Here is a 26162-nt window from a genome sequence, read left to right as displayed (position 1 = left end):
CCGAACTGCCATGCTGGCGCAAGTGATTGCGCGGGAAACCGCCCGACCCGTTTTCATCGTATGCAAGCTGTGCTAGCCGAACTAGGGTTCTTTGCATGCAACATTGGAAGCGGACGGTATCGTGACGATCCACCATGACTGGGACAAGGCCGACGCGGCGCAGCTGAATGTGCTGACTGCCCCCAAGATGGCGTGGTTCATCGGCGAGGCGTCTGCGCCTGGCGTAAACCCGATGCCTGTTTCCAAGCGGATGTTCGACATCTGCTTTGCGCTGCTTCTGCTGGTGCCTTTGTCGGTCGTCATGCTGGTCGTCGCAATCATTCTGCTGATTCTGCAGGGCCGCCCGATATTCTATGCCGCCCATCGAATGAAGACGCCCGACCGCCCCTTCACCCAGTGGAAGTTCCGCACCATGCTGTGCGAGGAGGGCGATTTCGGTGCCACCGGCGCGCATAAATCCTGGCGCATCACGCCGATGGGGCGATTCCTGCGCCGGTCGCGCATCGACGAACTGCCGCAACTCTTCAACATCCTGTTGGGCGACATGAGCTTTGTCGGACCCCGCCCGCCGCTGCGCGAATATGTGGAACGTTTTCCGGCCGTCTATGCCCAGGTGCTGCACAGCCGTCCGGGCGTCACGGGTCTTGCCACGCTGATCTATCACCGTCACGAAGACCGCATTTTGGCCCGCTGCAAATCCGCCCGCGCGACCGAGGCCGCCTATTACCGCCGTTGCCTGCCCGCCAAGCTGAAGATCGACCTGATCTATCAGCGCCACCGTTCGCTGCGGCTGGACCTGTGGATCCTGTGGAGCACGCTCAAGATCGTCATCCTTCGCAAGGATGAACGTCCGCGCCGCCGCCGGCGCGGCAAGTCCTATCTGCCCGTCGGTCCGTCGCCGCGCATGTCCGACGCTGCACCGAAAGGGTCACGCGGGTAACCCACCCCCGACAGGTACAGCCCATGCGGGGGGCAGACCGGCCCGCAGGCCGCGCGGTTGCAGGCCGCCAAGGCCTCGGCCACGCGATCGGGATGCCACGAACCTGCGCCCACCCGTTCCAGCGTGCCGACGATGGACCTGACCTGATTGTGCAGGAAGGACCGGGCCCGCAGGTGAAAGCGGTATTCCATGCCATGCGGTACGGGGATCTCCTCGATCATGATTCGGTCGATGGATTTGACCGGGCTTTTCGCCTGGCAGATCGATGACCGGAAGGTCGTGAAATCATGATGCCCGATCAGATGCGCCGCACCCTGCCGCATCGCCTCGGCGTCCAAGGGCGACAGCACCTGCCAGACATTGCCGTGGTCATGGGTCACCGGCGCGCGACGGCTGACCAGCCGGAAGGTATAACGCCTTTCGCGGGCCGAGAACCGCGCGTGGAATTCGTCATCCACCCGCGCTGCGGCCAGCACCACGACGGGGGCCGGCTTCAGATGCCAATTCAGCGCCTCGGACAGGCGGAACGGGTCCCAATCCCGCAGCAGGTCGGCATGGGCGACCTGGCCCGTCGCATGGACCCCCGCATCGGTGCGCCCGGCGGCGGCGATGCGGGCGCCTGCCGCAAAGCCCGCGTCCAGCTTGGCCAAGGCGCCCTCGATGGCACCCTGCACGGTGGGCTGGTCGGCCTGCGCCTGCCATCCGGCAAAGGGCGCGCCGTCATATTCGATCTTCAGTGCGAAACGGGGCATCAGCGGCGCGGTTCTTTCTGGGGCATCGTCAGCAATTCGTCCATGGTCCGGGCCTCTTGGCTTTGGAGGGCCGGGGGGTCTTCGGGCGGGGCGGCGGTTGCGGCCCCTGTCAGCCCCTCGCGGGCCAAGCGGTCGCGCAGGACCGACATCTCGATATCCAGCGCGTCGCGATCACCATCCAGCAGCCGATCCGACCTTGCGATGAAATCTTTTTCCAGATCATCCAGAAACGCCAGATACATTGCCCGCGCTGATCTGTCCCGCGTCTGGGCGTAAAGATCGGCAAAGCGGATCGTCGCATCCCGCGCACCCATCAGATAGACGCCCAAGTATCGCCGGGCCGAGGCCAGCCCGCCCGGATTGTCGCGCACCCGGTCGAACAGGTGCCGCACGGTCGCCGCGAACATGTCCACCCGCGCCGTCAGCCGGCGGTCCCCCGCCCGGGCGATGGCGTCGGTCATCTGGGAGAGATAGCCCTCGCCTTCATCGATCATGCGTTGGGCGCGGTCCTGCTGAAAGCTGTCGATGCCCTCGCGGCCCTTGTCGCGCATCGGGTCCATACCGAAACCGATCTGGTGCAGCACCAGACCTGCGCCGCCGACCAGCGCCGCCTGGCCCCACAGGCCCGGTTCGACCGCGCCGATCCCCAAGCCGACGCCGCCCAAGATGCCGCCGAACAGCTTGCGCGGGATGGCGGGGCGGCGGGCGACGCGGCGGGCCTCGTAGGCGGCCTGGGCCACCAGCCCTTCGCGGGTCATCCACATGCCGCTGGCGATCAGCCCGAAGGCCGCCAGATCGGTGACCAGCCCCGTGGCGCCCTGGAAGAAGGCGCCCAGCAGGAAGGGCGTCGCGGCCAGCGTGATCCATTTCGGCCGCCCCTCGTGGGGGTGGCGCGGAGTGGGGGGCAGCGCGGGTCCGCCGGGCAGGTTGTTGCGCAGCAGATCCCCGGGCGAAAAGCGCCCGCCGAAACGTTCCGCCATGACGTTACCCCACCCCCACGACCGAGGCATAGAGCGTCAGCATCACCAGCAGATAGAAGCTGAGCCGGGCTTGGGCATTGCGCGACATGGGTATCCTTTCGGGGCGAGATCCAAAGGTTCTATATCGGCATCCTGCGCCGGATTTCAAACCTGGGGCGGGAACAACCCGTCCAGCGCCCGGTCCAGCGGCGCGGGATCGGCCAGCGACAGGCGCACGGGCAGGGCCATCACCTTCATGCGGAAGGATCGCGGCAGGCGGGCGGCGTCCTTTTCGGTGGTGACCAGCTGCGCGCCCATCATGCGCGATTCCGTTTCCAGCCGCGTCAGCAGGGCCTGGGTGAAGGGCTGATGATCCTCCAGCGGTTCGGACCGGATCAGGACGGCGCCCAGATCGCGCAGGGTGGCGAAAAATTTTTCCGGATGGCCGATACCCGCAAAGGCCAGGACGCGGTGTCCCTGCCAGTTGATGCCGGTCTGTAAGGGCGCCAGTTGGCCGCGCAGATGCGGGGGCGCGCCTTCGGGCGTGGCAAAGCCTGCCTGCGCCACGTCCGGCCCGATCGACAGCAGCAGATCGGCGCGGGCCAAGCCGCTCGCCACCGGTTCGCGCAAGGGACCCGCGGGCAGGCACAGCCCGTTGCCGAAACCCTTGGCGGCGTCGACCACCACCAGCCGAAGGTCATGGGCCAGCGACGGGTCCTGAAAACCGTCATCCAGAATGATCGCCTGCGCGCCCGCCGCGACCGCCGCACGCGCCCCCGCCAGCCGGTCGTCGCTGACCCAGACCGGCCCGAAGGCCGCCATCAGCAGCGGCTCATCCCCGGTCAGCGCGGCGTCATGGGTCGATTCGATCACCCGCAGCGGTCCCTTGGCGCTGCCGCCATAACCGCGCGAGACGACATGCGCCGCAATGCCCCGCGCCGCCAGCAGCATCTGCAGGTGGATCACGGTCGGCGTCTTGCCGGTGCCGCCCGCGTTCAGGTTGCCCACGCAGATGACCGGCACGCCGACCCGCGTACGCGAACCCTTTGCCAGCCGCCGCGCCGTCGCCGCCGCATAGGCCGCCCCGAGGGGCGCCAGCAGCCGGGCCTTGGTCGTGGGCGGGCGGATGAACCAGAAGGCGGGGGCCTTTTTCATGGGGCGGTCCTTTCGGATCGGGACAGGGCGGTCTGGACGGCGCGGGCGATGGTCACGGCGACATCGGCGCCGCCGGTGCTGACGGTCCAGGCATTGCTGGCCAGGGTGGCAATCATCTCGGGTTGGGTCAGTTCGGTGATGGTGACGGCCAGATCCTCGGGGGTGCGGACATGGCGGGCGGCGTTCGCACCGTCCAGCTGCTGCCATTCGGTGGCAAAGGGACCCGCCTGCGGCCCGTGCACGATAGCCGATCCAAGGGCGGCGGGTTCGAACGGATGGCGCATGGCGGTGTCTTCGCCCGACAGGGTGCCGCCCATGAAGCTGACGGGGGCAAGGCGGTACCACAGCCCCATCTCGGTCGGGCCGTCGGTCAGAAGGACCTGAACCTCGTCGGTCAGGTCTTCGTCCTCGGACCGGCGGGCGACAGTCATTCCGGCGGCCTCGATATCCAGCGCCAGATCGTCGATGCGGGCGCTGTCGCGGGGGGCAAGGATCAGCAGCGCACGGTGGGAATGGCGCAAGGCCGCCTGATGGGCGGCCAGAACGGCGGCTTCTTCGGGGCGGGGCAGGCTGGCGGCGAACCAGGCGTGGCGGCCGTTCATCTGCTGGGCCATCGAGACGCGCTCGGTCTCCGAACAATGCAGCGGCTCGCGGATTTCCGACACCGGGCCCGTCATGGCGATGCGCGACCGGTCCAGCGAGATGCGGTGCGCGATCTGCAGGCTGGCGCCGTCGGTCAGCATGATCGCATCCATCCGCGACAACAACTGGCGGCGCATGGCGGCAGGCATGGCCCAGCCCAGGTCGCGCGGCTGCAGGCGGCATTCGGCCAGGATCACCGGCAGGTGGCGGACATTGGCGGCGGCGATCAGCGCCGGCGGCAGGGAGGATCCGATTAGCAGCACCGCCGCCGCATGGGCACGGTCCAGCACCTGGGCCGCCCCTTGGGCATCAAGGCCCACATCGTCGCCATCGGGGCCGGGAATGCGGATGATGCGCAGGCCGGGATCGGCTTGGGACAGGCGGCGCAGGATCTGCGCCTCGGCGCGGATGGCGTCCGGGGACACATGCAGTACCAGCCCCGGCGTCTGGCCGGCCGGGATGACGGGCAGGGCGGGGTCAAGCCCGTGCCGGGTGCGCAGATGCCACCACAGCGCAAGTCGGCCCAGCCCCGCCCCTGGCATCAGTTGCCCAGTTCCTCGGTCGGGCTGACTTCGCGTTCCTCGTCGCGCAGGCGGTGAAGATGCGCGATGAAATAGCGGGTATGGGCACTGTCGACGGTGCGCTGCGCCTCGGCCTTCCAGGCGGCGAAGGCGGATTTGTAGTCGGGGAAGATGCCGACCATGTGGATCTGGTCAGGGTTGCGGAACTGGGTGCCCTGCGGGTCGACCAGCTCGCCGCCAAAGACGAAATGCAGACGTTGTGTCATGTTGACCTCTGATGGTTGGAGGGGGGAATACAGGAAGGATCAGCCCTGATCGCCGGAGAGTTCCATGATGACGGACCATTCGGCCTCAGACACGGGCTGGACGGAGAGGCGGGTGTTGTTGACCAGCACCATCTCGGCAAGGCGCGGTTCGGCCTTGGCTTCCTCCAGGCTGACGGCGCGGGGCAGCTTGCGCACCGCCTTGATGTCGACGCATTCCCATTTGGGATCGGCCGCGGTGCTGTCGGGATGGGCAGTGGCGATGACCTGGCAGATGCCGACGGCCTCCTTGCCGACATTGGAATGATAGAACAGGCCCAGATCGCCCACCGCCATCGACCGCATCATGTTGCGCGCCTGATAGTTGCGGACACCGTCCCATTCCTCGCCCTCCTCGCCCTTGGCGACCAGGTCGTCCCAGCCAAAGACGTCGGGTTCGGATTTGAAAAGCCAATAGGCCATCAGCCGACCACCTTCTTCCATTCGATCACCTCGACCGAGGCGAACAGATTGGCCGCCTTATAGGGATCGGCATCGGCCCAGGCCTGCGCGGCGGCCAGGTCGGTAGTGTCCAGCACGACCAGCGAACCGCACATCTGGCCGTCCTGCAGGAAGGGACCGGCATATGTGACGATGCCGCTGTCGCGGATATGGGCCAGATGGGCATCGCGGGTGGCCATGCGGATATCGAGGGCACCGGGCTTGTCCCGGCAGATCACGGCGAACAGGGGCATCATTCCTCCTTCAGGGGGCGGCTCAACAGGTGGTCCATCGCCTTTTCAACCGAAACCGCGCCTTCGGCAAGGCGGGCGACCATGGTGGCGATGGGTAGGTCCAGATCGTCGCGCGCGGCCAGACGAACAAGGGCGCGGGCCGTGGCCGCACCTTCGACTGTAGTGGCGGGGTCGAATTCGTCGCCCGCCCCCAGGGCCGCGCCAAAGCGGAAGTTGCGCGACCCCGCCGATGTGCAGGTCAGCGTCAGATCGCCCAGGCCCGACAGGCCGGTCAGCGTTTCGGGGCGGGCGCCCAGATGAGTAGCCAGACGCGTCATCTCGGCGAAGCCGCGGGTGATGATGGCGGCGCGGGCGCTGTCGCCCAGGCCCGCGCCGATGACCGTGCCCGCCGCGATGGCCATGACGTTCTTCAGCGCGCCGCCCAATTCGGCGCCGGTCACATCGGTGCTGCTGTAAAGGCGCAGGACGGGCGTGGACAGCGCCTGCTGCATGGCGCGGCCCGCATCGTCGTCGGTGCAGGCCAGCGTCAGCGCGGTGGGCAGGCCCCGCGCGATGTCGGCGGCAAAGGACGGACCGGTCAGCACGGCGACCACCGCATCGGAGCAGGATTCGGTGATCATGACCGAGGGGCCGGTCAGGCGTTCCAGGTCGATGCCCTTGGCCGTGCTGACCAGGCGCTTGCCCTGCAGCTTGGCGCCATGCTGCGACAGGAACCCGCCAAGCGCCTGCGCGGGCAGGGCCAGCAGGATCAGGTCGGCCCGCAGCGCCGCGTCCAGGTCTTGGGTGACCGTCAGGCGGTCCGGCATGGCGACGCCGGGCAGCCGCGGGTTTTCGCCCGTCCAGTCGATGCGGCGACCCCAGAGGGTCACGAGTCCGTTCGCGGTCAGCGCCACGGCCAATGCGGTGCCGAAGGCACCTGCGCCCAGGACCGAAACGCTCATGCCTTGGCCCCCTTCTTGCCGCTGCCCAGCATGGGTTGCGCATGCCGGTCCAGGGGCCAGCGGGGGCGGGCGGCCAGCGTCATGTCGTCGCGATGGCCCTGGCGGAACCGTTCGATCCCGGCCCAGGCGATCATCGCGCCGTTATCGGTGCAGAGCGCCAGCGGCGGAGCCAGAAAGCGGGCTCTGGCCTCGGCTGCGACCTGTTCCAGGGCGGCGCGGATCTGGGTGTTGGCGGCCACGCCGCCCGCGACGGCCAGCACGGGCACCGGGCTGTCGGTCAGGGCACGGCGCGATTTCTCGGCCAGCACATCCGACACGGCGGATTGGAAGGCGGCGCAGAGATCGCGCCGATCGGCCTGCCGCAGCCCGCCATGATCCGCGATCAGGGCATCGCGCTGACGCAGGACGGCAGTCTTGAGCCCCGAAAACGACATGTCGCAGCCGGGCCGATCCAGCAGCGGGCGGGGCAGGGTGATGCGTTTCGCATCACCCATTGCGGCCTCGGCCTGGACGGCGGGGCCGCCGGGCTGCGGCAGGGCCAGCAGCTTGGCGATCTTGTCGAACGCCTCGCCCGGGGCATCGTCGATCGTGCCACCCATTCGCGTGAAATCATCCGGCCCGTCCACGCGCAGGAACTGGCAATGTCCGCCCGACACCAGCAGCATCAGATAGGGAAAATCGATGCCATCCGTCAGCCGCGGCGTCAGGGCATGTCCCGCCAGATGGTTCACCCCCACCAGCGGCAGCCCCGAACCGGCGGCCAGCCCCTTGGCGCACATGACGCCCGACATCACGCCGCCGATCAGCCCCGGCCCCGCCGTCACGGCGATCCCCGACAGGTCCGAAAGGGTCAGCCCCGCCTGCTCCAGCGCCTGTTCGACGGCCAGGTCCAGACGCTCGGCATGGGCGCGGGCGGCGATTTCAGGGACGACGCCGCCGAAATCGGCATGCAGATCGGTCTGGCTGCTGACGACGCTGGACAGGATGCGGCGGTCGCCGGTGACGACGGCGGCGGCCGTGTCGTCGCAACTGCTTTCGATGCCCAGAAAGATCAGATCATCCATGCTCTTGTCCTGAAGGATGCGGAGGCTTACCCCTGAACGCCCTAGCACCGGTGCAAGGATATGCCAATGCCAGCGGACCCGCGACCCACGCTTCTGCTGACCCGCCCCCAGCCGGGGGCCAAGCGTTTCGCCGCGCTGATGCGAGGCTGGCGCTGCGTGATCTCTCCGGTCCTGCGGATCGTCCCGGTCGACCATGACGCGTCGATCCTTGGGGAGGCGCAGGGGCTGGTCTTCACATCCGCCCATGCGGTGCCCTGGGCGGGGTCAGGACGCGGGCGACCGGCCCTTTGCGTAGGGGCGCATACCGCGCGCGAGGCCCGGGCAGCGGGGTTCGACGTGACCGAGGGCACGGGCACCGCCGACAGCCTGCTGCCGCTGATCGCCCGGGCCCCTGTTCCACTGATCCACGCGCATGGCCGGCATCTGGCCAAGATGCTGCCCGTGCCGGGTGTGGTGGTCTATGACCAGCAGCCGGTTGGTCTGTCCGCCAAGGCCAAGGCGCTGCTGGCGGCCCCGGGGCCTGTTATCTTGCCCATCTTTTCACCAAGAACCGCCACCGTGCTGTCGGCCCAGGTTGCAGATGCGCGGGCCGCCATCACGGTCGTTGCCATCAGCGAAGCGGCATTGCGGAACTGGTACGGCCCCGCGCGGCATGCGATCGTGGCCGAAAGGCCGGATGCCCATGCGATGCGGGATGCCATTCTGCGGTTGCCGGAGGCGGAACAAAGCTGAATACGGCGGGTTGAGCGCGGAGCCATCGCTGTTTAGGCTGCGTATCATGCGCTTACAGGCGGCCATGCCGGCATGGCACCAGACGGGGACAAGACGTGAAACAGCCAGACAAGACAAAGACCAAGCAACCGGCCACCAGCACTGCAAGCCCGAAACCGGCAGATGCCGCATCGAAAAAGCAGCCCGCCGCATCGGGAACGCTGCCGAACAGCCAGATCGAAGCAGGCAAGCCCGCCCAGGCCGGACAGCCCGGCATGATCAGCCCGGCGGAATCGACCCTTGTGGGTGATGCCAAGGGTGGACTGCCCGCAGCTGCGGCCAAGCCGGATGCCGCCAAGGCCGGTGCAGCCGGTACGGGCGCCAAGGCCACCGATACGACGACGACCGGTGTCCCAACGTCGAGCGCGACCAAATCAGGTGATCCCGAACCGGTCATTGACCGCACTGGTTCGAAGACCACGGCCAGCACGCCTCCGTCCTCCCCGTCCCAACCTGCTGCGGCTTCTGCCCGACCCGTCAAGAAGACCGGCTTCTGGCCGGTCGCCCTCGGCGGTGTCGTGGCCGCCGGTCTGGGCGCTGCGGCCACGATCTATGCCCTGCCGCATCTGCCCCCGGAATGGCAGCCTGCGGGACAGGCGGTTCCTGCCGATCAGGGTGACGTCGCGGCCTTGGCGCAACAGGCCGCACGCAGCGCAGTGGCCGAAGAACTGGCCGCCATGCCCGCGCCGGCCGGCGTTCCGGATGATCTGGAAGCGCGCCTGACCGAGCTTGAAGACCGCCCCGCGCCTACCGACCAGTCGGGCGGACAGGAGCTTTCGGATCAGCTGCAGGCCCTGACGCAACGCTTGGATGAACAGCAGTCGCGGCTGGAACAGCTGGCCAGTTCGGGCAGTTTCGACCCCGAAGCCGCCGGTGCCCTGCAGCAGCAGATCGAATCCGCCGCTGCTGATGCCGAGGCCCGTCTGGAAGCAGCCCGTGCCGAGGCCGAAGAGTTGCAGCAGGCCGCCGAGGAAAGCACCCGCCGCGCCGAAGCGGTCGCGGCCATCGCATCGCTGCAGGCCGCGCTTGATCGCGGCGTGACGCCGGAAGACGCGCGCAGCACGCTGGAAAGCGCCGGTTTGGAAACCCCCGAGGCGTTGGCTGCTGAGGTTCCCAGCCTGACCAGCCTGCAGGCCGATTTCGCCGAGGCCGCCCGGGCCGCCCTGCGCGCATCGCTGCGCGACAGCAGCGCCAACGGGCAGGGCAACATGCTGACGAATTTCCTGCGCGCTCAGACCGGTGCCCGTTCGATCGAGGCACGCGAGGGCGACGACCCCGACGCCGTCCTGTCGCGGGCCAATGCCGAGGTCGAGGCCGGTCGCATCGCCCCGGCGCTGAGCGAGATCGATGCCCTGCCCGAAGCGGGCCGAAACGCCCCGGCGATGGCCGACTGGCTGGCCCGCGCAAACGCCTATACGCAGGCACAGACGGCCCTGACCGATCTGTCCTCCGGCCAGAATTGAGGTCCGCAAGATGCTGTTGTCCCTGCTGAAAATCCTGTTCTTCTTTGCCGTGGTCCTGGCGCTTGCGCTGGGCGCGATGCACCTGTCGGAAATCGGGCAGATGCTGCGCATCCAATATGGTGGCACCGAGATCGCCCTGACGCCGGTAAAGGCGGTCGTCGCGCTGATCGTGCTGATGGTGCTGGCCTGGTTGGTCTTCAAATTGCTGGGCCTGCTGCTGGCCACGCTACGTTTTCTGGCGGGTGACGAAACGGCGGTGAACCGCTATTTCGCCCGCTCGCGACAGCGCAAGGGCTATGCCGCCTTCACCGAAGGCATGCTGGCTGTCGCCTCGGGCGAGGGAAAGCTGGCGCAGGACAAGGCGGCAAGGGCTGCCAAATACCTGGACCAGCCCCATATGACGAACCTGCTGGCCGCACAGGCCGCTGAAACCGCAGGCGATTCGCGCCGTGCGGAGGCGGTCTACAAGCAGCTGCTGGAGGATGACCGAACCCGCTTCGTGGGTATCCGCGGCCTGATGCGGCAGAAACTGGCCCAAGGCGACACCCACAAGGCGCTGCTGCTGGCGCAAAAGGCCTATGCGTTGAAACCGCGCCACAAGGAGACTCAGGACACGCTGCTGGAGCTGCAGACCCGCGAACATGACTGGAAGGGCGCGCGCCAGACCCTGAAGGACAAGCGTAACCAGGGCGATCTGCCCAAGGACGTGGCGCTGCGCCGCGATGCCGTGCTGGCATTGCAGCAGGCCAGCGACGTTTTGGCCGAAGGCAATTCGATCAGCGCGCGCGAAGCGGCGATCTCGGCGGCCAAGGCATCGCCCGACCTGATCCCGGCAGCGGTTCTGGCGGCGCGGACCTATACCTCTCAGAAAGATTTCCGCAATGCCTCGCGCATTCTGGAAAAGACATGGTCGGTGCGTCCGCATCCCGACTTGGCGAAGACCTATGCCGAAATCGTACCGGACGAATCGCCTTCGGCCCGTCTGCGCCGCTTCGACGCGCTGATGCGCAAGAACCCGGACCACGAGGAAACGCGTCTGCTGAAGGCCGAATTGCTGCTGGCGGCCGAAGACTTCCCCGGTGCCCGCCGCGCGCTTGGCGATCTGGCCGAAAAGCATCCGACCGTCCGCACGCTGTCGATCATGGCCGCCATCGAACGGGGCGAGGGCGCCGATGACAGCGTCGTGCGCGGCTGGCTGACGCGGGCGCTGACCGCGTCGCGCGGCCCGCAATGGGTCTGCGACACCTGCCACAACGTGATGCATGACTGGGCCCCTGTCTGTGACAATTGCGGCGGTTTCGATACGCTGACCTGGCGCGAGCCGGAGGGCGCGCGCAGTACGGCCAGCACCTCGCCCACGGGCGCCGAGATGCTGCCGCTGCTGGTTGGATCGCCGCGCGACGAGCATGCGGATGTCGATCCGGAGGACGAGGTCCCCGACCTGTCCGCACCCGTGCAGCCGCACCCGCCCGGCCCGGCCGAGCCGGAGGTCAGTGTCCCGAAGCCCCGTGAAAAGCGGCAGCCTGACATCGCCCCTGGCATGGTGCCGCGCGAGAGCGATTATCTGGACGCAGAGCCATCGGCCACCGTGACCACGCCGGAACCGGCACTTGTTCCGGAGCCGAAGCCGGCGCCTGACGCGGACCCCGAAAAGATCCGGACGGACCCGCCGAAGGCTGCCGCTGCAAGCCCCTCCGAGCCCGAGGCAGAGCCGGAAATGGTCCGCCCTGACGCCCAGCCTGCCGACGAGGAGGATTGGTCGAAACCGTCCAAGTGAGATGTCGGGCGGCGGATGCAAAAAAAGCCCTGGGGCCTCTTCCCCCTGCCGTGGGAAAGTGCTATCCGCCGCCTCACAGTCTGATGCCGGTGTAGCTCAGCTGGTAGAGCACATCATTCGTAATGATGGGGTCGGGGGTTCGAGTCCCTTCACCGGCACCACTTGATCCAAGTGGCTTGACAGCGAAAAGGCCGCCCTTCCGGGGCGGCCTTTTGCGTTCAGGCGCAGGCATGTCCGGTCAGGCGGGCGGCACCAGCCCGCGATATATGTCCAGCATCAGTGTCAAGTCGGTCGACAGGGCGTCGTTGGTCAGGTCATCCGCCGCCCAGCTGCGCGACAGGGCGCAGCCCGCCTGATAGGCGAGCGGCAGCGCGGCAGTGGACCCCAGATCGATGGGGCCTTCGTCGAAATCATGCTGGACCGTCACGGCGCGTCGCGTCGCCGACGCCATATGGCGCAGATGGCGGTTGGCCTGATCGGGGCCCAGTTGCGTCAGGGCGGCACCTGCGCCGTGTTGCAGCGACAGGATGACCCGTTCGTCATGGGCGTTGATCAGAAAGACGACATAGAGCCCCTGACGCATGCTGCGCGTCACATGGGGCGCAAAGAAGGCCAGCCATGGGATGCTGGCCCAGCCCTGTGCGCCGACGCTGGCACGGACCATCAGAGGTTCGGGGCGGGGGGCGACCAGATCGCGGCCCATGCGGGCGACATCCTGGCGAAAGAAGCGGGCGAAGGGGCTGCCCGCATAGGGGCGCTGACGTTCGTGGACGAAGCGTCGCGCCGTCAGCGACAGGGCCGTTGCCAGCCCTGCCTGATCGTCGGGGGCGGTGCTCAGACCAGCCGCCCTTCCTCCATCGCGGCGCGGACAAAACCTGCGAACAGGGGCGCGGGTTCGAAGGGCTTGGATTTCAGCTCGGGGTGGGACTGCACGCCGATGAACCACGGATGGTCGGGATATTCCACGACCTCGGGCAGCTTGCCGTCGGGCGACATGCCCGAAAAGACCAGCCCGACCTTTTCCAGCTGTTCGCGATAGGTGGCATCGACCTCATAGCGGTGCCGGTGGCGATCCTCAATCTGCGTGGCACCGCCATAGATCGACGAGATGCGCGAGCCTTCGTTCAGGATGGCGGTATAGGCACCAAGGCGCATGGTGCCGCCCTTGTCGTCGCCGATCTTGCGCTGGACGGTGTAATTGCCCTGCACCCATTCCTTGAGGTGATAAACGACGGGCGTGAAGCGGGTCTTGCCGGCCTCGTGGTCGAATTCCTCGGAGCCTGCGTCTGGCATGTCGGCCAGGTTGCGCGCGGCCTCGATCACGGCCATCTGCATCCCAAGGCAGATCCCCAGATAGGGAACCTTCTTTTCACGGGCATAGCGGGCCGCGGCCAGCATCCCTTCGGTGCCGCGTTCGCCAAAGCCGCCCGGCACGATGATGCCGTGATAGCCGTCCAGCAGATGCGCGCCGTCGCCTTCCAGCTTTTCGCTGTCCACCCAGTTCGCCTTGACCCGGACACGGTTGGCCATCCCGCCATGGGTCAGCGCCTCGGCGATGGATTTATAGGCGTCTTCAAGCTGCGTGTATTTGCCGACGATGGCGACGCGGACCTCGCCCTCGGCATGGTCCAGGCGGTCCATGACGTCTTCCCAACGGGTCAGGTCGGGACGGGGCGCGGGGCTGATCTGGAAGGCGTCCAGCACGGCGCGGTCAAGCCCCGCGCGGTGATAGGCCAGGGGCGCCTCGTAGATGGATTTCAGGTCGTAGGCCGGGATGACGGCGTCGGGACGCACGTTGCAGAACAGCGCGATCTTGGCACGTTCCTTTTCCGGGATCGGGTGTTCGGACCGGCAGACCAGCACGTCGGGGGCCAGGCCGATGGATTGCAGTTCCTTGACGCTGTGCTGGGTCGGCTTGGTCTTCAACTCGCCGGATGCGGCCAGATAGGGCAGCAGCGTCAGGTGCATCAGGATGCATTCGCCGCGGGGGCGTTCATGGATGAACTGGCGGATGGCCTCGAAGAAGGGCAGGCCCTCGATATCGCCGACGGTGCCGCCGATCTCGCACAGCATGAAATCGACCTCATCGGCGCCGACCGCCAGGAAGTCCTTGATTTCATTGGTGACGTGCGGGATGACTTGGATGGTCTTGCCCAGATATTCGCCGCGGCGTTCCTTTTCCAGCACGTTGGAATAGATCCGGCCGGAACTGACGCTGTCGGTGCGGCGTGCGCTGACGCCGGTGAACCGTTCGTAATGGCCCAGGTCCAGATCGGTTTCCGCACCGTCATCGGTCACGAAGACCTCGCCATGTTCGAAGGGCGACATCGTGCCGGGATCGACGTTGAGATAGGGGTCCAGCTTGCGCAGGCGGACCGTGAAGCCGCGGGCCTGCAGCAGGGCGCCCAACGCCGCCGAGGCCAGACCCTTGCCAAGGGACGAAACCACGCCGCCGGTGATGAAGATGTAACGCGCCATGGATGGCCCCCGTGATGTGCAAGTTCGGATCGGCTGCGGGCCGTTCGTCGACCAGCATCACGGGATCAGAGGAATAACTGATTCGCCCCGTGGTCGCAACGGACCGCAAGTTGGTGTCGGGCAGGTGACCCCGCCCATGGATTGTCGTGACAGCCTCAGTTGGCGGGCTGGTCGTCGGTCGCTGGCTCGGCTTCTGCTTCGGCCGCCGGCGGTGCCACAGGCGCCGGTTCCGCAGCAGGTGCCTCGGCGGGCGCTGCGGCAGGCGCTTCTGCGGCGGGTTCTGCCGGTGCCTCGGTCGGGGCGGCGGCTGGCGCTTCCACTTCGGGGGCTGCCGTCGCGGGGGCTTGGCTTGCCGGCGCTTCGGTTTCGGGTGCCGGGGGCGTCAGCGGATTGCCGCTGGTCGCGGGTGGCGGGGTGTATGCCGGCAGCGTGGGCAGGTTGCCCTCGGACTGTTCCTGGCTTTCCGCGCCGCCGAACTGGTCCATGATCGACCCGTTCGTGGCCTGGCGTGCCGCAAGGATGGTCAGCGCGATCGAGGTGCAGAACAGGGCCACGCCAAAGATCCAGGTCAGGCGCGTCATCGCGTTCGCAGCCTGGCGTCCGGTCATGACGCCGCCACCGCCGCCACCGCCCATGCCCAGCCCGCCCCCTTCGGAACGTTGCAGCAGGACAACCCCGGCCAACAGGACTGCCAGGATCAGATGGACGGTCAGAATGACGTTTTCCACGGCTTTCGGCCTTTCATTTGCGGACGGGCCTATCTAGTCACCTCAGGGGATGATGGCAAGCAAGAGTGTCCCATGGTTGCGGTGATGATTCAGGGCACCGGCTCGAATGTCGGAAAGTCGTTGCTGGTCGCGGGGTTGTGCCGGGCGGCACGGCGGCGGGGCCTGTCCGTCGCCCCCTTCAAGCCGCAGAACATGTCCAACAATGCCGCCGTGACCGCCGATGGGGGCGAGATCGGGCGCGCGCAGGCGCTGCATGCCCGTGCCTGCGGGCTGGAGCCTGTGACCGACATGAACCCCGTGCTGCTGAAGCCCGAAACCGATACCGGGGCGCAGGTCCTGTTGCACGGACGCCCCATCGCACGGGCGCTGGCCCGCGATTATGCGGCCCTGAAGCCGCGCCTGCTGGAGGGCGTGTTGGACAGCTTTCGCCGCCTGAGTGCCGCCCATGACCTGGTGATCGTCGAAGGCGCGGGCAGCCCCGCCGAGGTGAACCTGCGTCCCCGCGACATCGCCAACATGGGCTTTGCCCGCGCTGCAGGGGTGCCCGTCGTGCTGGCGGGCGATATCGACCGGGGCGGTGTCATCGCCCAGATCGTGGGAACGCAGGCGGTTATCGATGCGGAGGACGCGGCGATGGTGCGCGGTTTCCTGATCAACAAGTTCCGCGGTGATCCGCGTCTGTTCGATGATGGTTACGCGATGATCGCGGACCGCACCGGCTGGCCCGGCTTTGGCGTCATCCCGTGGTTCGCGGGCGCCCACCGCCTGCCGGCCGAGGATGCGGTCGATCTGCGCGCCGGTGGCGGGCAGGGGCTGCACGTCGTCTGCCTGACCCTGTCGCGGATCGCCAATTTCGACGATCTGGACCCGCTGGCCGCCGAACCGGGCGTGCGGCTGACCATGCTGGGACCGGGGCGGGCCATTCCGGGCGATGCCGACCTGGTGGTCATTCCGGGTACGAAATCCACCATTGGCGACCTGGCCTTCCTGCGTGCGCAGAGCTGGGATATCGACCTGGCCGCGCATCTGCGGCGGGCTGGGCATGTGCTGGGCATCTGCGGTGGCTTCCAGATGCTGGGGCAGGTGATCGACGATCCGGCAGGGGCCGACGGCACGGCGGGGCAGGTGCCGGGGTTGGGTCTGCTGGACGTGCGGACCGTGATGGCGCCGGACAAGCGCGTGGTGCAGGTCGCCGGTCAGGCGCTTGGTCAGCCGGTCCGGGGATACGAAATCCACATGGGGCGCACCACCGGTCCCGATTGCGCGCGTCCCTTCGGGATGATGCCCGACCCCGACGGCGCGATCAGCGCGGATGGGCGGGTGATGGGCAGCTATCTGCACGGGCTGTTTTCCGATGACGGGTTCCGGGCGGCCTTTCTGGCGCGGTTGGGCGCGACCTCGGCACCGGGATACGAGGCGGGCGTCGATCAGGCGCTGGACGATCTGGCCGATCACCTGGAAACCCATATGGATGTGGGCGGCCTGCTGGCGGTGGCGCGCTGACGCATGGCAGATGTGACCGCGCGGGTGCTGGACGAAGCGCCTGCCGCGCGCTACCTGATGGGCATGGAACATCAAAAGCCCCCGTTGACCCTTTACCTGGCTGCGCCGCGCGGTTTCTGCGCGGGCGTGGACCGGGCCATCAAGATCGTTGAAATGGCGCTGCAGAAATGGGGCGCCCCGGTCTTTGTCCGGCACGAGATCGTGCACAACAAGTTCGTGGTCGATTCGCTGAAGGCCAAGGGCGCCGTCTTCGTCGAGGAGCTGGACGATTGCCCGACCGACCGGCCGGTGATCTTTTCCGCCCATGGCGTCCCGAAATCCGTCCCCGCCGAGGCGCAGCGCCGCCAGATGGTCTATGTCGACGCGACCTGCCCGCTGGTCAGCAAGGTCCATGTCGAGGCCGAGCGTCACCATGCCGACGGCCTGCAGATGGTGATGATCGGCCATGCCGGCCACCCCGAGGTGCTGGGCACCATGGGTCAGCTGCCCGAGGGCGAGGTGATCTTGGTCGAGACCGAGGCCGATGTGGGGACCATCGCGCCGCGCGATGCCGACCGGCTGGCCTTCATCACCCAGACCACCCTGTCGGTCGATGACACCGCCGCCATCGTCGCGGCGCTGAAGGCACGGTTCCCCGCCATCGTGGGCCCGGCCAAGGAAGACATCTGCTATGCCACCACCAACCGCCAGGCGGCGGTCAAGGCGGTCGCGCCCAAGATCGATGCGCTGCTGGTGATCGGGGCGGAAAACTCCAGCAACTCCAAGCGGCTGGTCGAGGTCGGGCGCGCCGAGGGATGCGCCTATTCCCAGCTGGTGATGCGGGCCGATCAGATCGACTGGCGCGCCATCGACGGTGCGCGGGCCGTGGGCGTCACCGCCGGTGCCAGCGCCCCCGAGGTGCTGGTCAACGAGGTCGTCGATGCCTTCCGCGCGCGTTTCGACGTGACGCTGGAAGTGGTCGAGACTGCGGTCGAGAACGTGGAATTCAAGGTGCCGCGCGTCTTGCGCGAACCCGCCTGACGCGCCCCAAAGGCCACACGAGGATCAGATGCAGCTTTATTCCATGCCCTCTTCGGGCAACAGCCTGAAGGTCCGGATCCTGCTGGCCCTGACCGGCAAGCCCGTCCAGATCATCGATTGCGACTATGGATCGGCGGCGCTGGCGCAGGCCAAGGCGGATGGGGTGCTGCCTTATGGCAAGGTGCCGGCGCTGGTGCTAGATGATGGGCAGTTGCTGGCCGAATCGAACGCCATCCTGTGGTATCTGGGCGAGGACAGCGCCTTTGTCCCCGCCGATGCCGTGACCCGCGCGCAGATGCTGGGCTGGATGTTCTGGGAACAATACAACCACGAACCCGTCATCGCCGTGCGACAGGCCTTGGTCAGCTATCCCCACCGTGTGGCCGATGCGACGCCCGAACGTCTGGCCGACCTGCTGGACCGTGGCCACGCCCTGCTGCAGGTGATGGAGGACCGTCTGGCCCATCACGACTGGCTGGCGGGCGATATGGTCAGCTTGGCCGACATCTGCCTTTATGGTTACACCTGCACCGCCGGATCGCGGGGCGGTTTCGACATGGACCGCTTCCCCGCAGTATGTCGCTGGCTGGACCGGATCGCGGCCATGCCGGGGGTGCTGGATGCCTGACCTGTTCGCATGGACCGATGGCGCCTGCAGCGGCAATCCCGGCCCCGGTGGCTGGGGCGTGCTGATGCGTGCCATGGACGGCGAAACCGTCATCAAGGAACGCGAACTGGCCGGCGGCGAGGCCGCCACCACCAACAACCGGATGGAGCTGATGGCCGCCATCAGCGCGTTGGAGACCCTGACCCGTCCCAGCCAGATCGTGATCGTCACCGACAGCGCCTATGTGAAGAACGGCGTCACCCAGTGGATCCACGGCTGGAAGCGCAACGGCTGGAAGACCGCCGACCGCAAGCCCGTCAAGAATGTCGAATTGTGGCAGCGTCTGGACGAGGCGCAGAAGACCCACAAGGTCGAATGGCGCTGGATCAAGGGCCACGCCGGTCACGCCGAAAACGAACGCGCCGATGAATTGGCCCGCGGTGGCATGGCCCCCTTCAAATGACGCCCGAGGCCTTCGTCGCCATGCTGGATTACGGGTCGGTCCTGATCTTCGCGATCACCGGCGCGCTGGTGGCCAGCCGCGCCCAGCTGGACCCGGTGGGCTTCATTTTCATGGCGGCGCTGACCGCCGTGGGCGGCGGCACGCTGCGCGACCTGATCCTGGGGCGCGACATGGTCTTCTGGGTGGCACAGCCTGCCTATGTCGTCATCGCGGCAGTGGCGGCGCTGGTCGTCTTCTGGACGGCGCATCTCTTCGAGAGCCGCTACAAATGGCTGATCTGGCTGGACAGCGTCGCGCTGGCCGTGGCGGTGGCTGCGGGCGTGGGTGTGGCCATCGAGGGCGGCTTCGGGCCTGTCATCATCATCATCATGGGCGTCGTGACCGGCACCTTCGGCGGTCTGATGCGCGACGTGGTCGGAAACGAGGTGCCGCTGGTCCTGAAACAGGGCCAGCTGTACCTGACCGCGGCATTCGGCGGGGCGGTCACGGCCGTTGCGATGCTGTGGGCCGGCCTGCCGCAGGGGCAGGCGCTGGTCGCCTGTTCGGTCGTGGTCTGGGTGCTGCGCGCGGGCAGCCTGCACCGGGGATGGCAGCTGCCGGTCTATAAGCCCCGTCCCCCTCGGACGCGCGGCTAGGACCCTCTTGGCGCGGGAGCGCGGGGCTGGTATCGGGTCCGCTCCGGTCGCAGCCCACCCGGTCAAAACAGGAGCCATCGACATGAGCCATTACACCGACGCGCTGACCCAGCTTGGCGCGAATACCACGTTGCCGCAAAGCCCCGAGGAGGCCGTGCTGGAGCGGGTCCCGAACCCGCAGCCCGGTACGCTTTACACGGTGCGCTTCACCCAGCCCGAATTCACCAGCCTCTGCCCGATCACCGGCCAGCCGGATTTCGCGCATCTGGTCATCGATTACGTCCCCGGCGATTGGCTGGTCGAATCAAAATCGCTGAAGCTGTTCCTGGGCAGCTTCCGCAACCACGGCGCCTTCCACGAGGATTGCACCGTCGGCATCGGCAAGCGCATCGCCGAACTGCTGGACCCGCAATGGCTGCGCATTGGCGGGTACTGGTATCCGCGGGGTGGCATGCCAATCGACGTCTTCTGGCAGACGGGGGCGGTGCCGCAGGGGCTGTGGCTGCCTGATCAGGGCGTGCCGACCTATCGCGGGCGCGGCTGACCCCGCGCCTCAGCCGCGCCAGGACCGCCAGATCACCGACAGCGTGTCGGCCAGATCGCCCATCCGTGCCATCAGCTGTTCGGGGGCGGGGGCGGCGCTGTCGGCCTGCGCCTCGATCCGGGCCATCAGGCGGGACAGACGACGGCGGTGGATGCCGGTCCAGGTCTGCACTGGATCGGCGATGATGCCTGCGAATGTGGTCACGACCGACCCGATCAGCGCCAGCCCGACCCCGGTCGCCACGACGTAAAGCGGCGACAGTTCCATCGGAAAGGCCCAATACCAAGCGGCACCAAGCGTTTCGCCCAAGGCGAAGTCGCGCAGGGCGGCCTCATGCGCCCGCATCTGCGCCAAGGGACCCGCCAGCGAAATCAGCCCCGGTGTCGCGCGCTGGAACAGCAGGAACCCCGACAGCAGCACGATCAGCGATGTCGTGATCTCGGCCACGGCATTGCGGGTTTCGACATGGGTCCGCAGGGCGCGGTCGATCAGCGCGGGCGGGGCATCGGGGCCTAGGCCCTGGGCCTGCAGATCGGCGATCAGGGTGATCAGGTCGCAGTGGATGTGGCGCGACATGTCCGAGGCCAGAAAGATCCGCCAGCCGCCGATCCGCGCGCCCGCCCGCACGGCCCCAAGACGCCTTAGCAGTGCCGCCGTGATCTGTGCGATCAGCGCCACGGGGGCCAGCATCACGTTCACCGGCGCGCGCAGCAGATCGGCGCCGAAGGCGTGGCGGTGCAGCGCCAGCGTTCCGCGAATGCCATAGCGGCGCGCCACGAAGCGGCGCAGCTGCGCGTCGCGACGGGACAGGCGGGATCGCAGGGGGGCGGGATGCATGGGACGCTCGTGGGTGAATGGGCTCAGCTTAGCCTGCGGGAGGCGCGACCGCCACGGCCAAGGTTCCCCGCTTGCAGCGCCTTGCCGCGCTTCCTATAGAGGGTGCCATGGAATTTCCGGCGTTCGGATCTCGAATTAGCAGCCCGGTGGCGTGACCCTTCACGCTGCCGGGTCAGCCTTGTCCGAACATCTTTCAAAGGAACGCCCCGATGGCCGCCGAAAACAGCGCCGATACCCCTGATTACCGCGATACCGTCTTTCTGCCCCAGACCGATTTCCCCATGCGGGCCGGTCTGCCGCAGCGCGAACCCGAATGGCTGGACCGTTGGGCCCGCATCGGCATCTATGACCGGCTGCGCGAACGGGCGGAAGGTCGTGCGCCCTTCGTGCTGCATGACGGCCCCCCCTATGCCAACGGCCACCTGCATATCGGCCACGCGCTGAACAAGACCATCAAGGACATCATCGTGCGCAGCCATCAGATGATGGGCCGCGATGCGCGCTATGTTCCGGGCTGGGATTGCCACGGTCTGCCCATCGAATGGAAGATCGAGGAAAAATACCGCAACGAGGGCCGCGACAAGGACGCCGTCGACGTGGTCGAGTTCCGCCAGGAATGCCGCCGTTTCGCCGATGACTGGGTGTCGATCCAGCGCGACGAATTCAAGCGTCTCGGCATCACCGGCAAGTGGGACGACCCCTATCTGACCATGGATTACCACGCCGAGGCCGTCATCGCCGGCGAATTCATGAAGCTGTTGATGAACGGGTCGCTCTATCAGGGGTCCAAGCCCGTGATGTGGTCGCCCGTGGAAAAGACCGCGCTGGCCGAGGCCGAGGTCGAATATCACGACCACACCAGCCACACGATCTGGGTGCGGTTCAAGCCTGTGGGCGATGCGCTGCAGGGCGCCTCGGTGGTCATCTGGACCACGACGCCCTGGACGATCCCGCAGAACCGCGCCGTCGCCTTTAATCCCGACATCGCCTATGGCCTCTATAAGGTCGGTGAGGTCGCCGAGAATGCCACCGCCGCGACGGGTGAGATGCTGGTTCTGGCCGATGCGCTGGCCGAGGGCGTGATGGCCTCGGCCAAGGTTCAGGACTGGACCCGGGTGGCCGACGTTTCCGCCGCCGATCTGGAGGGGGTCATGCTGGCCCACCCACTGCGCGGCGTCGAAGGCGGGCAGGGCGAATGGGACTACGACGTGCCGCTGCTGCCGGGCGATCACGTGACCGATGACGCGGGCACGGGCTTTGTCCATACCGCGCCCAGCCACGGCGATGACGACTATCAGCTGGGCCTGCGCTTCAAGCTGCCGATGACCTATAACGTCGAACCCGACGGCAGCTATCGCGCCGATCTGCCGATCTTTGGCGGACAGGCGATCATCGCGCCCGACGGCAAGGACGGCCCCGCCAATGTCAGCGTCATCAAGCAGCTGGCCTGGGCAGGCGCGCTGCTGGCCAAGGGCAAGGTCAAGCACAGCTATCCCCACAGCTGGCGGTCCAAGGCGCCGCTGATCTATCGCAACACCGCGCAATGGTTCGCCGCCATCGACAAGCCGCTGAACGACGGCATGGGCCAGCATGGCGACAGCATCCGCGCCCGCGCCCTGACCAGCATCGACAAGCTGGTGAAATGGTGGCCGCAATCGGGGCGCAACCGCATCCATTCCATGGTCTCGAACCGTCCGGATTGGGTGCTGTCGCGCCAGCGTGCCTGGGGCGTGCCGCTGACCTGCTTCATGAAAAAAGGCGTCCAGCCGACGGCGGACGATTTCCTGCTGCGCGACGCGCGTCTGAACGACCGCATCATCGCCGCCTTCGAGGCAGAGGGTGCCGACGTCTGGTACCGCGACGGCTTCAAGGCGCAGATGCTTGAGGGCATCGCCGATCCCGACGATTACGATCAGGTCATGGACGTGCTGGACGTGTGGTTCGACAGCGGATCGACCCATGCCTTCGTGCTGCGCGACCGCCAGGACGGCGTGCCGGATGGCATTGCGGATGTCTATATGGAGGGCACCGATCAGCATCGCGGCTGGTTCCAGTCCTCGCTGTTGCAGGCATCGGCCACCAAGGGCCGCGCGCCCTATCGCAACGTGGTCACGCATGGCTTCACGCTGGACGAAAAGGGCATGAAGATGTCCAAATCGCTTGGCAACACCATCGTACCTGCCAAGGTGATCGAACAATATGGCGCCGATATCCTGCGCCTGTGGGTGGCGCAGGCCGATTACACCGCCGACCAGCGGATCGGGCCGGAGATCCTGAAGGGCACGGCCGACAGCTATCGCCGGTTGCGCAACACGCTGCGCTTCCTGTTGGGGGCGCTGTCGGAATTCGACGAATCCGAACGCGTCGAACCCGCGCAGATGCCCGAGCTGGAGCAATGGGTCCTGCACCGTCTGGCGCAGCTGGATCATCAGGTCCGCAGCGGCTATGACCAGTTCGACTTCCAGGGTGTCTTCCAGACGCTGTTCCAGTTCTGCACGCTGGAAATGTCGGCTTTCTATTTCGACATCCGCAAGGACGCGCTCTATTGCGATGCAGCCGACAGCCCGCGCCGTCGCGCGGCGCGGACGGTTCTGGACCTGCTATATCATCGCCTGGTGACCTGGCTGGCGCCGATCCTGCCCTTCACGATGGAGGATGTCTGGCTGTCGCGCTTCCCTTCGGACGATGACAGCATCCACCTGCATGATTTTGCCGTCACGCCCGCCGACTGGCTGAACGAGCCCTTGGCCGCCAAGTGGGACAAGGTCCGCCGCGCCCGCCGCGTCGTCACCGCTGCGCTGGAGGTCAAGCGCAGCGACAAGACCATCGGCGCCAGCCTGGAAGCAGCCCCGGTCATCCATGTCGAGGATGCGGACACGCTGGCGGCGCTGCAATCGGTGGCGTTCGCGGATATCTGCATCACCTCGGATCTGTCGCTGACCCGCGACCCGGTGCCGTCCGAAGCCTTCCGCCTGTCCGAGGTTCCGGGCATCGGCGTCGTCTTCGAAACCGCCGAGGGCGAGAAATGCCAGCGCTGCTGGAAGATCCTGCCCGATGTCGGCAAGCATTCGCACCCCGGCGTCTGCGCCCGCTGCGACGAGGTGCTGTCCCATGGTCACTGAGAACCGCTGGCAGCCCGCGGCCGACCGCTATGAAGCGATGGAGTATCGCCGCTGCGGTCGCTCCGGGTTGAAGCTGCCCGCGATCAGCCTTGGGCTGTGGCACAATTTCGGCCATGACACGCCCCATCAGACCAAGCGCGACATCTGCCGCACGGCCTTTGACCTGGGGATCACCCATTTCGACCTGGCCAACAATTACGGCCCGCCCCCAAGCAGCGCCGAAGAGGCCTTCGGCGACATTCTGCGCCAGGATTTCGCCGGATATCGCGATCAGCTGATCGTCAGCAGCAAGGCCGGCTATGACATGTGGCCCGGTCCCTATGGCGAGATGGGCAGCCGGAAATACCTGATCGCCAGCTGCGATCAGTCGCTGAAGCGGATGGGGCTGGATTACGTCGACATCTTCTATTCGCACCGCTTCGATCCTGACACGCCCCTGGAGGAAACCATGAGCGCGCTGGATCACATCGTGCGGTCGGGCAGGGCGCTCTATGTCGGCATCAGCAGCTATAACAGCGCGCGGACCCGGGAAGCGGCGGCGATCCTGAAGGATCTGGGCACGCCCTGCGTGATCCACCAGCCCAGCTACAACATGCTGAACCGGTGGGTCGAAAACGACGGGTTGCTGGACACGCTGGACGATATGGGCATCGGCAGCATCGTCTTCACGCCTCTGGCGCAAGGGATGTTGACGGGCAAATACCTGAACGGCATTCCGCAAGACAGCCGCGCGGCGCAGGGCAAGTCCTTGTCGCCGGACTGGCTGAGCGACGACATGATCACCCGGCTGAACGGGCTGAACGACATCGCGCAGGCGCGCGGTCAGTCGCTGGCGCAGATGGCCGTGGCCTGGGTGCTGCGCGGCGGGCGCGTGACCAGCGCGTTGATCGGCGCTTCGCGGCCCGAACAGGTGCGCGATTGCGTGGGTGCGCTTGGCAACACAAGTTTTTCCGAGGATGAGATCGCCAGGATCGACACGCTGTCGGCCAAGGGCGACGTCAATATCTGGGCGCGATCGTCCGAGGGCGCCGGCCAGTGATCGTCCCGCCGCCGGGGCAACCCGGCGGCGGGACGATCAGATCAGCCACCAGCCGCGGCTTTTCAGCTGGTTGCGAATCACCTTTTCCTTCACCGGATGGGGTCGGTCGGCAAAGATGGGCTGGACCTTGGTCCGCCCCTTTTGCTGATAGACCAGCTTGCGGGCCGGTTCCCAATCCCGCAGCACGCGCTTGATCGGCTTGGGGGCGACGGCGTCCTCAAGGACGTCGATAGCGTGGTGATCGAACTGCGCGTAAAGCAGCGGCAGCTTGCGGTAATGGTTGGTGATGCCCCCGTCCAAGCCATCCAGCTCCGGCCCCGGACGCCCACCCCCCAGGCTGTGGATGACCAGCGGAAGCACGATCTGGTCCAGCCACGGGTCCATCGCCTGACAGGCCAGTTCGTCATTGGGATCATCGCGCAGGGCCAGTGCCCACTCCAGATAGCGTCTGCCGAATTCGGCGGGATCGGCCCCGAAGAACCAGCCGGCGTTGAAATAAAGAAACCGCTCCCAATGTTCATCGGGCTGGGTCAGGTCCAGCGTGCCAGCGAATTCCAGGCCGAACCGTTCATAGAGCGACTTCCAGATCCCGGCATAGCCCGGACCGTAAAGCGGGGGCAGGGGCCAAGTCCCTTCGCGCCGCATGGAGGCGGAGGGGCGGCGGGCATCGAAGGCGACCTGATCCAGCGCACCGGTCACCAGCGTGTCGGTGTCGAAGAAAACGAAAGGCTCCCCGGCCGGCAAGACCTGCAAGGCCTCGATCTTGTTGCCCTGCGGATAGGAGGCGCCGAAATGCGTCGCGGTGAAGGACACGATCTGGGCGCCGAAACCGGTGATCAGGTCGCGGCAGCCATCCGCGATCACCGTGTCATGGCCGGCCCAGGCCCCTTCGGCACGCGGTTCGGCGACAATGACGCGACCCGTCCATCCGGGGGCCGAGGCGCGCAGGCTGGCAAGGAAGATGATCGCCTCGTATTGCAGACGCCCGGCCTGCGCGATGATCAACAGATTCGGCTGCTTCTTCCTGCGTGCTGACACAATGACCCCGGCCGCTTTTCCACTGCATCGAATGTTAGCCGCAGATCCCGCGAATCAAAAGCCCGGGTGATCGCACAAGCCCGCGGAACCCATGGAAGATTTTCTTGATCGGGGAATGCCTGTCAGACAGGCTTGTCGGTCACCGACTTTCGATTCCGGGGTGGAA

At 66.9% G+C, this 26162-nt stretch carries 26 protein-coding genes and 1 tRNA gene; 13 read left to right on the top strand and 14 right to left on the bottom strand.

The window, feature by feature from the left end; all coding sequences use genetic code 11:
- Positions 1–121: 121 nt before the first annotated feature.
- On the top strand, positions 122–940 hold the full coding sequence (locus DKT70_RS05855) for a sugar transferase (RefSeq protein ID WP_111558367.1): 819 nt from the start codon (positions 122–124) through the stop codon (positions 938–940).
- On the opposite strand, the gene truA is transcribed toward DKT70_RS05855, so the two are convergent.
- From truA to tsaD, 9 genes are all read right to left on the bottom strand, one after another.
- Positions 877–1692, bottom strand: coding sequence for a tRNA pseudouridine(38-40) synthase TruA (gene truA, locus DKT70_RS05850; protein ID WP_111558270.1), 816 nt, complete (start codon positions 1690–1692; stop codon positions 877–879). The genes DKT70_RS05855 and truA overlap by 64 nt on opposite strands.
- On the bottom strand, positions 1692–2672 hold the full coding sequence (locus DKT70_RS05845; RefSeq protein ID WP_111558269.1) for a 5-bromo-4-chloroindolyl phosphate hydrolysis family protein: 981 nt from the start codon (positions 2670–2672) through the stop codon (positions 1692–1694). The genes truA and DKT70_RS05845 overlap by 1 nt, the downstream gene beginning before the upstream one ends.
- Positions 2673–2816: 144 nt before the next feature.
- Positions 2817–3806 (bottom strand): tetraacyldisaccharide 4'-kinase, encoded by a 990-nt coding sequence (gene lpxK / locus DKT70_RS05840; protein WP_111558268.1) that lies wholly within the window; start codon positions 3804–3806, stop codon positions 2817–2819.
- Positions 3803–4990, bottom strand: a complete 1188-nt coding sequence (locus DKT70_RS05835; RefSeq protein ID WP_111558267.1) for a 3-deoxy-D-manno-octulosonic acid transferase — start codon at positions 4988–4990, stop codon at positions 3803–3805. The genes lpxK and DKT70_RS05835 overlap by 4 nt, the downstream gene beginning before the upstream one ends.
- Positions 4990–5235, bottom strand: coding sequence for a DUF4170 domain-containing protein (locus tag DKT70_RS05830; RefSeq protein ID WP_111558266.1), 246 nt, complete (start codon positions 5233–5235; stop codon positions 4990–4992). Before DKT70_RS05830 ends, DKT70_RS05835 begins: the two co-directional genes overlap by 1 nt.
- Positions 5236–5274: 39 nt before the next feature.
- A complete protein-coding gene (locus DKT70_RS05825) occupies positions 5275–5694 on the bottom strand; it encodes an EVE domain-containing protein (RefSeq protein WP_111558265.1) in 420 nt (139 codons plus the stop codon).
- Positions 5694–5969, bottom strand: a complete 276-nt coding sequence (locus tag DKT70_RS05820; protein WP_407672192.1) for a YciI family protein — start codon at positions 5967–5969, stop codon at positions 5694–5696. Before DKT70_RS05820 ends, DKT70_RS05825 begins: the two co-directional genes overlap by 1 nt.
- Positions 5966–6907, bottom strand: coding sequence for an NAD(P)H-dependent glycerol-3-phosphate dehydrogenase (locus DKT70_RS05815; RefSeq protein WP_111558263.1), 942 nt, complete (start codon positions 6905–6907; stop codon positions 5966–5968). Before DKT70_RS05815 ends, DKT70_RS05820 begins: the two co-directional genes overlap by 4 nt.
- Positions 6904–7971 carry a tRNA (adenosine(37)-N6)-threonylcarbamoyltransferase complex transferase subunit TsaD gene (tsaD, locus tag DKT70_RS05810; RefSeq protein WP_111558262.1) on the bottom strand — a complete coding sequence of 356 codons (1068 nt, stop codon included), beginning with the start codon at positions 7969–7971 and terminating at the stop codon, positions 6904–6906. Before tsaD ends, DKT70_RS05815 begins: the two co-directional genes overlap by 4 nt.
- 66 nt (positions 7972–8037) lie before the next feature.
- Between tsaD and DKT70_RS05805 the strand changes: the two genes are divergently transcribed.
- The 4 genes from DKT70_RS05805 to DKT70_RS05790 all read left to right on the top strand — a co-directional run bounded on the left by DKT70_RS05805 (position 8038) and on the right by DKT70_RS05790 (position 12143).
- Positions 8038–8703: a uroporphyrinogen-III synthase gene (locus DKT70_RS05805; RefSeq protein ID WP_111558261.1), complete on the top strand. Its 666-nt coding sequence runs from the start codon at positions 8038–8040 to the stop codon at positions 8701–8703.
- Between the two features lie 95 nt (positions 8704–8798).
- The gene (locus tag DKT70_RS05800; RefSeq protein WP_111558260.1) at positions 8799–10205 is read left to right on the top strand and encodes a COG4223 family protein; all 1407 of its coding nucleotides are present in this window, start codon (positions 8799–8801) and stop codon (positions 10203–10205) included.
- Positions 10206–10215: 10 nt separating this feature from the next.
- On the top strand, positions 10216–11982 hold the full coding sequence (locus tag DKT70_RS05795; RefSeq protein ID WP_111558259.1) for a heme biosynthesis HemY N-terminal domain-containing protein: 1767 nt from the start codon (positions 10216–10218) through the stop codon (positions 11980–11982).
- Between the two features lie 85 nt (positions 11983–12067).
- Positions 12068–12143 (top strand) — tRNA-Thr (locus DKT70_RS05790).
- A 77-nt stretch (positions 12144–12220) separates the two neighbouring features.
- Here the strand turns inward: DKT70_RS05790 and DKT70_RS05785 are convergent.
- The 3 genes from DKT70_RS05785 to secG form a co-directional block, all read right to left on the bottom strand.
- The gene (locus DKT70_RS05785) at positions 12221–12928 is read right to left on the bottom strand and encodes an MrcB family domain-containing protein (RefSeq protein ID WP_111558366.1); all 708 of its coding nucleotides are present in this window, start codon (positions 12926–12928) and stop codon (positions 12221–12223) included.
- Positions 12817–14460 (bottom strand): CTP synthase, encoded by a 1644-nt coding sequence (locus DKT70_RS05780; RefSeq protein ID WP_111558258.1) that lies wholly within the window; start codon positions 14458–14460, stop codon positions 12817–12819. Before DKT70_RS05780 ends, DKT70_RS05785 begins: the two co-directional genes overlap by 112 nt.
- Before the next feature lie 155 nt (positions 14461–14615).
- Complete coding sequence (gene secG / locus DKT70_RS05775; RefSeq protein WP_111558257.1) at positions 14616–15188, bottom strand: preprotein translocase subunit SecG; 573 nt, start codon at positions 15186–15188, stop codon at positions 14616–14618.
- Positions 15189–15260: 72 nt separating this feature from the next.
- Between secG and DKT70_RS05770 the strand changes: the two genes are divergently transcribed.
- The 6 genes from DKT70_RS05770 to queF all read left to right on the top strand — a co-directional run bounded on the left by DKT70_RS05770 (position 15261) and on the right by queF (position 19960).
- The gene (locus tag DKT70_RS05770; protein ID WP_111558256.1) at positions 15261–16691 is read left to right on the top strand and encodes a cobyric acid synthase; all 1431 of its coding nucleotides are present in this window, start codon (positions 15261–15263) and stop codon (positions 16689–16691) included.
- A gap of 63 nt (positions 16692–16754) precedes the next feature.
- The gene (gene ispH / locus DKT70_RS05765) at positions 16755–17711 is read left to right on the top strand and encodes a 4-hydroxy-3-methylbut-2-enyl diphosphate reductase (RefSeq protein ID WP_111558365.1); all 957 of its coding nucleotides are present in this window, start codon (positions 16755–16757) and stop codon (positions 17709–17711) included.
- 28 nt (positions 17712–17739) lie between these two features.
- Positions 17740–18339: a glutathione S-transferase family protein gene (locus tag DKT70_RS05760; RefSeq protein ID WP_111558255.1), complete on the top strand. Its 600-nt coding sequence runs from the start codon at positions 17740–17742 to the stop codon at positions 18337–18339.
- A complete protein-coding gene (rnhA, locus tag DKT70_RS05755; protein ID WP_111558254.1) occupies positions 18332–18781 on the top strand; it encodes a ribonuclease HI in 450 nt (149 codons plus the stop codon). Before DKT70_RS05760 ends, rnhA begins: the two co-directional genes overlap by 8 nt.
- Positions 18778–19416 (top strand): trimeric intracellular cation channel family protein, encoded by a 639-nt coding sequence (locus DKT70_RS05750; RefSeq protein ID WP_111558253.1) that lies wholly within the window; start codon positions 18778–18780, stop codon positions 19414–19416. Before rnhA ends, DKT70_RS05750 begins: the two co-directional genes overlap by 4 nt.
- Positions 19417–19498: 82 nt before the next feature.
- The gene (queF, locus tag DKT70_RS05745; protein ID WP_111558252.1) at positions 19499–19960 is read left to right on the top strand and encodes a preQ(1) synthase; all 462 of its coding nucleotides are present in this window, start codon (positions 19499–19501) and stop codon (positions 19958–19960) included.
- A 9-nt stretch (positions 19961–19969) separates the two neighbouring features.
- Here the strand turns inward: queF and DKT70_RS05740 are convergent, their stop codons facing one another.
- Positions 19970–20797, bottom strand: coding sequence for a DUF6635 family protein (locus tag DKT70_RS05740; protein WP_111558251.1), 828 nt, complete (start codon positions 20795–20797; stop codon positions 19970–19972).
- A 209-nt stretch (positions 20798–21006) separates the two neighbouring features.
- Between DKT70_RS05740 and ileS the strand changes: the two genes are divergently transcribed.
- Both ileS and mgrA read left to right on the top strand, forming a co-directional pair.
- Positions 21007–23919 (top strand): isoleucine--tRNA ligase, encoded by a 2913-nt coding sequence (gene ileS / locus DKT70_RS05735; protein WP_111558250.1) that lies wholly within the window; start codon positions 21007–21009, stop codon positions 23917–23919.
- Positions 23909–24958: an L-glyceraldehyde 3-phosphate reductase gene (mgrA, locus tag DKT70_RS05730; RefSeq protein WP_111558249.1), complete on the top strand. Its 1050-nt coding sequence runs from the start codon at positions 23909–23911 to the stop codon at positions 24956–24958. Before ileS ends, mgrA begins: the two co-directional genes overlap by 11 nt.
- A 36-nt stretch (positions 24959–24994) precedes the next feature.
- On the opposite strand, the gene DKT70_RS05725 is transcribed toward mgrA, so the two are convergent.
- Positions 24995–25963 carry a hypothetical protein gene (locus DKT70_RS05725; protein ID WP_325048031.1) on the bottom strand — a complete coding sequence of 323 codons (969 nt, stop codon included), beginning with the start codon at positions 25961–25963 and terminating at the stop codon, positions 24995–24997.
- Positions 25964–26162 lie beyond the last annotated feature (199 nt).

Source organism: Paracoccus sediminilitoris (genome assembly GCF_003259195.1).
Taxonomy (GTDB): domain Bacteria; phylum Pseudomonadota; class Alphaproteobacteria; order Rhodobacterales; family Rhodobacteraceae; genus Paracoccus; species Paracoccus sediminilitoris.
Note: the sequence above shows the minus strand (reverse complement) of the source record. Positions and strands in the feature narration are given on the sequence as shown.

Coding starts and splice junctions, on each gene's coding strand:
- ileS (WP_111558250.1), top strand. CDS start 21,007: ATGGCCGCCGAAAACAGCGCCGATACCCCTGATTACCGCGATACCGTC.
- tsaD (WP_111558262.1), bottom strand. CDS start 7,971: ATGGATGATCTGATCTTTCTGGGCATCGAAAGCAGTTGCGACGACACG.
- DKT70_RS05770 (WP_111558256.1), top strand. CDS start 15,261: ATGGTTGCGGTGATGATTCAGGGCACCGGCTCGAATGTCGGAAAGTCG.
- queF (WP_111558252.1), top strand. CDS start 19,499: ATGAGCCATTACACCGACGCGCTGACCCAGCTTGGCGCGAATACCACG.
- DKT70_RS05760 (WP_111558255.1), top strand. CDS start 17,740: ATGCAGCTTTATTCCATGCCCTCTTCGGGCAACAGCCTGAAGGTCCGG.
- DKT70_RS05805 (WP_111558261.1), top strand. CDS start 8,038: ATGCCAGCGGACCCGCGACCCACGCTTCTGCTGACCCGCCCCCAGCCG.
- DKT70_RS05845 (WP_111558269.1), bottom strand. CDS start 2,672: ATGGCGGAACGTTTCGGCGGGCGCTTTTCGCCCGGGGATCTGCTGCGC.
- truA (WP_111558270.1), bottom strand. CDS start 1,692: ATGCCCCGTTTCGCACTGAAGATCGAATATGACGGCGCGCCCTTTGCC.
- DKT70_RS05740 (WP_111558251.1), bottom strand. CDS start 20,797: ATGCATCCCGCCCCCCTGCGATCCCGCCTGTCCCGTCGCGACGCGCAG.
- DKT70_RS05820 (WP_407672192.1), bottom strand. CDS start 5,969: ATGATGCCCCTGTTCGCCGTGATCTGCCGGGACAAGCCCGGTGCCCTC.
- DKT70_RS05835 (WP_111558267.1), bottom strand. CDS start 4,990: ATGCCAGGGGCGGGGCTGGGCCGACTTGCGCTGTGGTGGCATCTGCGC.
- lpxK (WP_111558268.1), bottom strand. CDS start 3,806: ATGAAAAAGGCCCCCGCCTTCTGGTTCATCCGCCCGCCCACGACCAAG.
- DKT70_RS05815 (WP_111558263.1), bottom strand. CDS start 6,907: ATGAGCGTTTCGGTCCTGGGCGCAGGTGCCTTCGGCACCGCATTGGCC.
- mgrA (WP_111558249.1), top strand. CDS start 23,909: ATGGTCACTGAGAACCGCTGGCAGCCCGCGGCCGACCGCTATGAAGCG.
- DKT70_RS05780 (WP_111558258.1), bottom strand. CDS start 14,460: ATGGCGCGTTACATCTTCATCACCGGCGGCGTGGTTTCGTCCCTTGGC.
- DKT70_RS05825 (WP_111558265.1), bottom strand. CDS start 5,694: ATGGCCTATTGGCTTTTCAAATCCGAACCCGACGTCTTTGGCTGGGAC.
- DKT70_RS05750 (WP_111558253.1), top strand. CDS start 18,778: ATGACGCCCGAGGCCTTCGTCGCCATGCTGGATTACGGGTCGGTCCTG.
- DKT70_RS05795 (WP_111558259.1), top strand. CDS start 10,216: ATGCTGTTGTCCCTGCTGAAAATCCTGTTCTTCTTTGCCGTGGTCCTG.
- ispH (WP_111558365.1), top strand. CDS start 16,755: ATGGAACATCAAAAGCCCCCGTTGACCCTTTACCTGGCTGCGCCGCGC.
- DKT70_RS05830 (WP_111558266.1), bottom strand. CDS start 5,235: ATGACACAACGTCTGCATTTCGTCTTTGGCGGCGAGCTGGTCGACCCG.
- rnhA (WP_111558254.1), top strand. CDS start 18,332: ATGCCTGACCTGTTCGCATGGACCGATGGCGCCTGCAGCGGCAATCCC.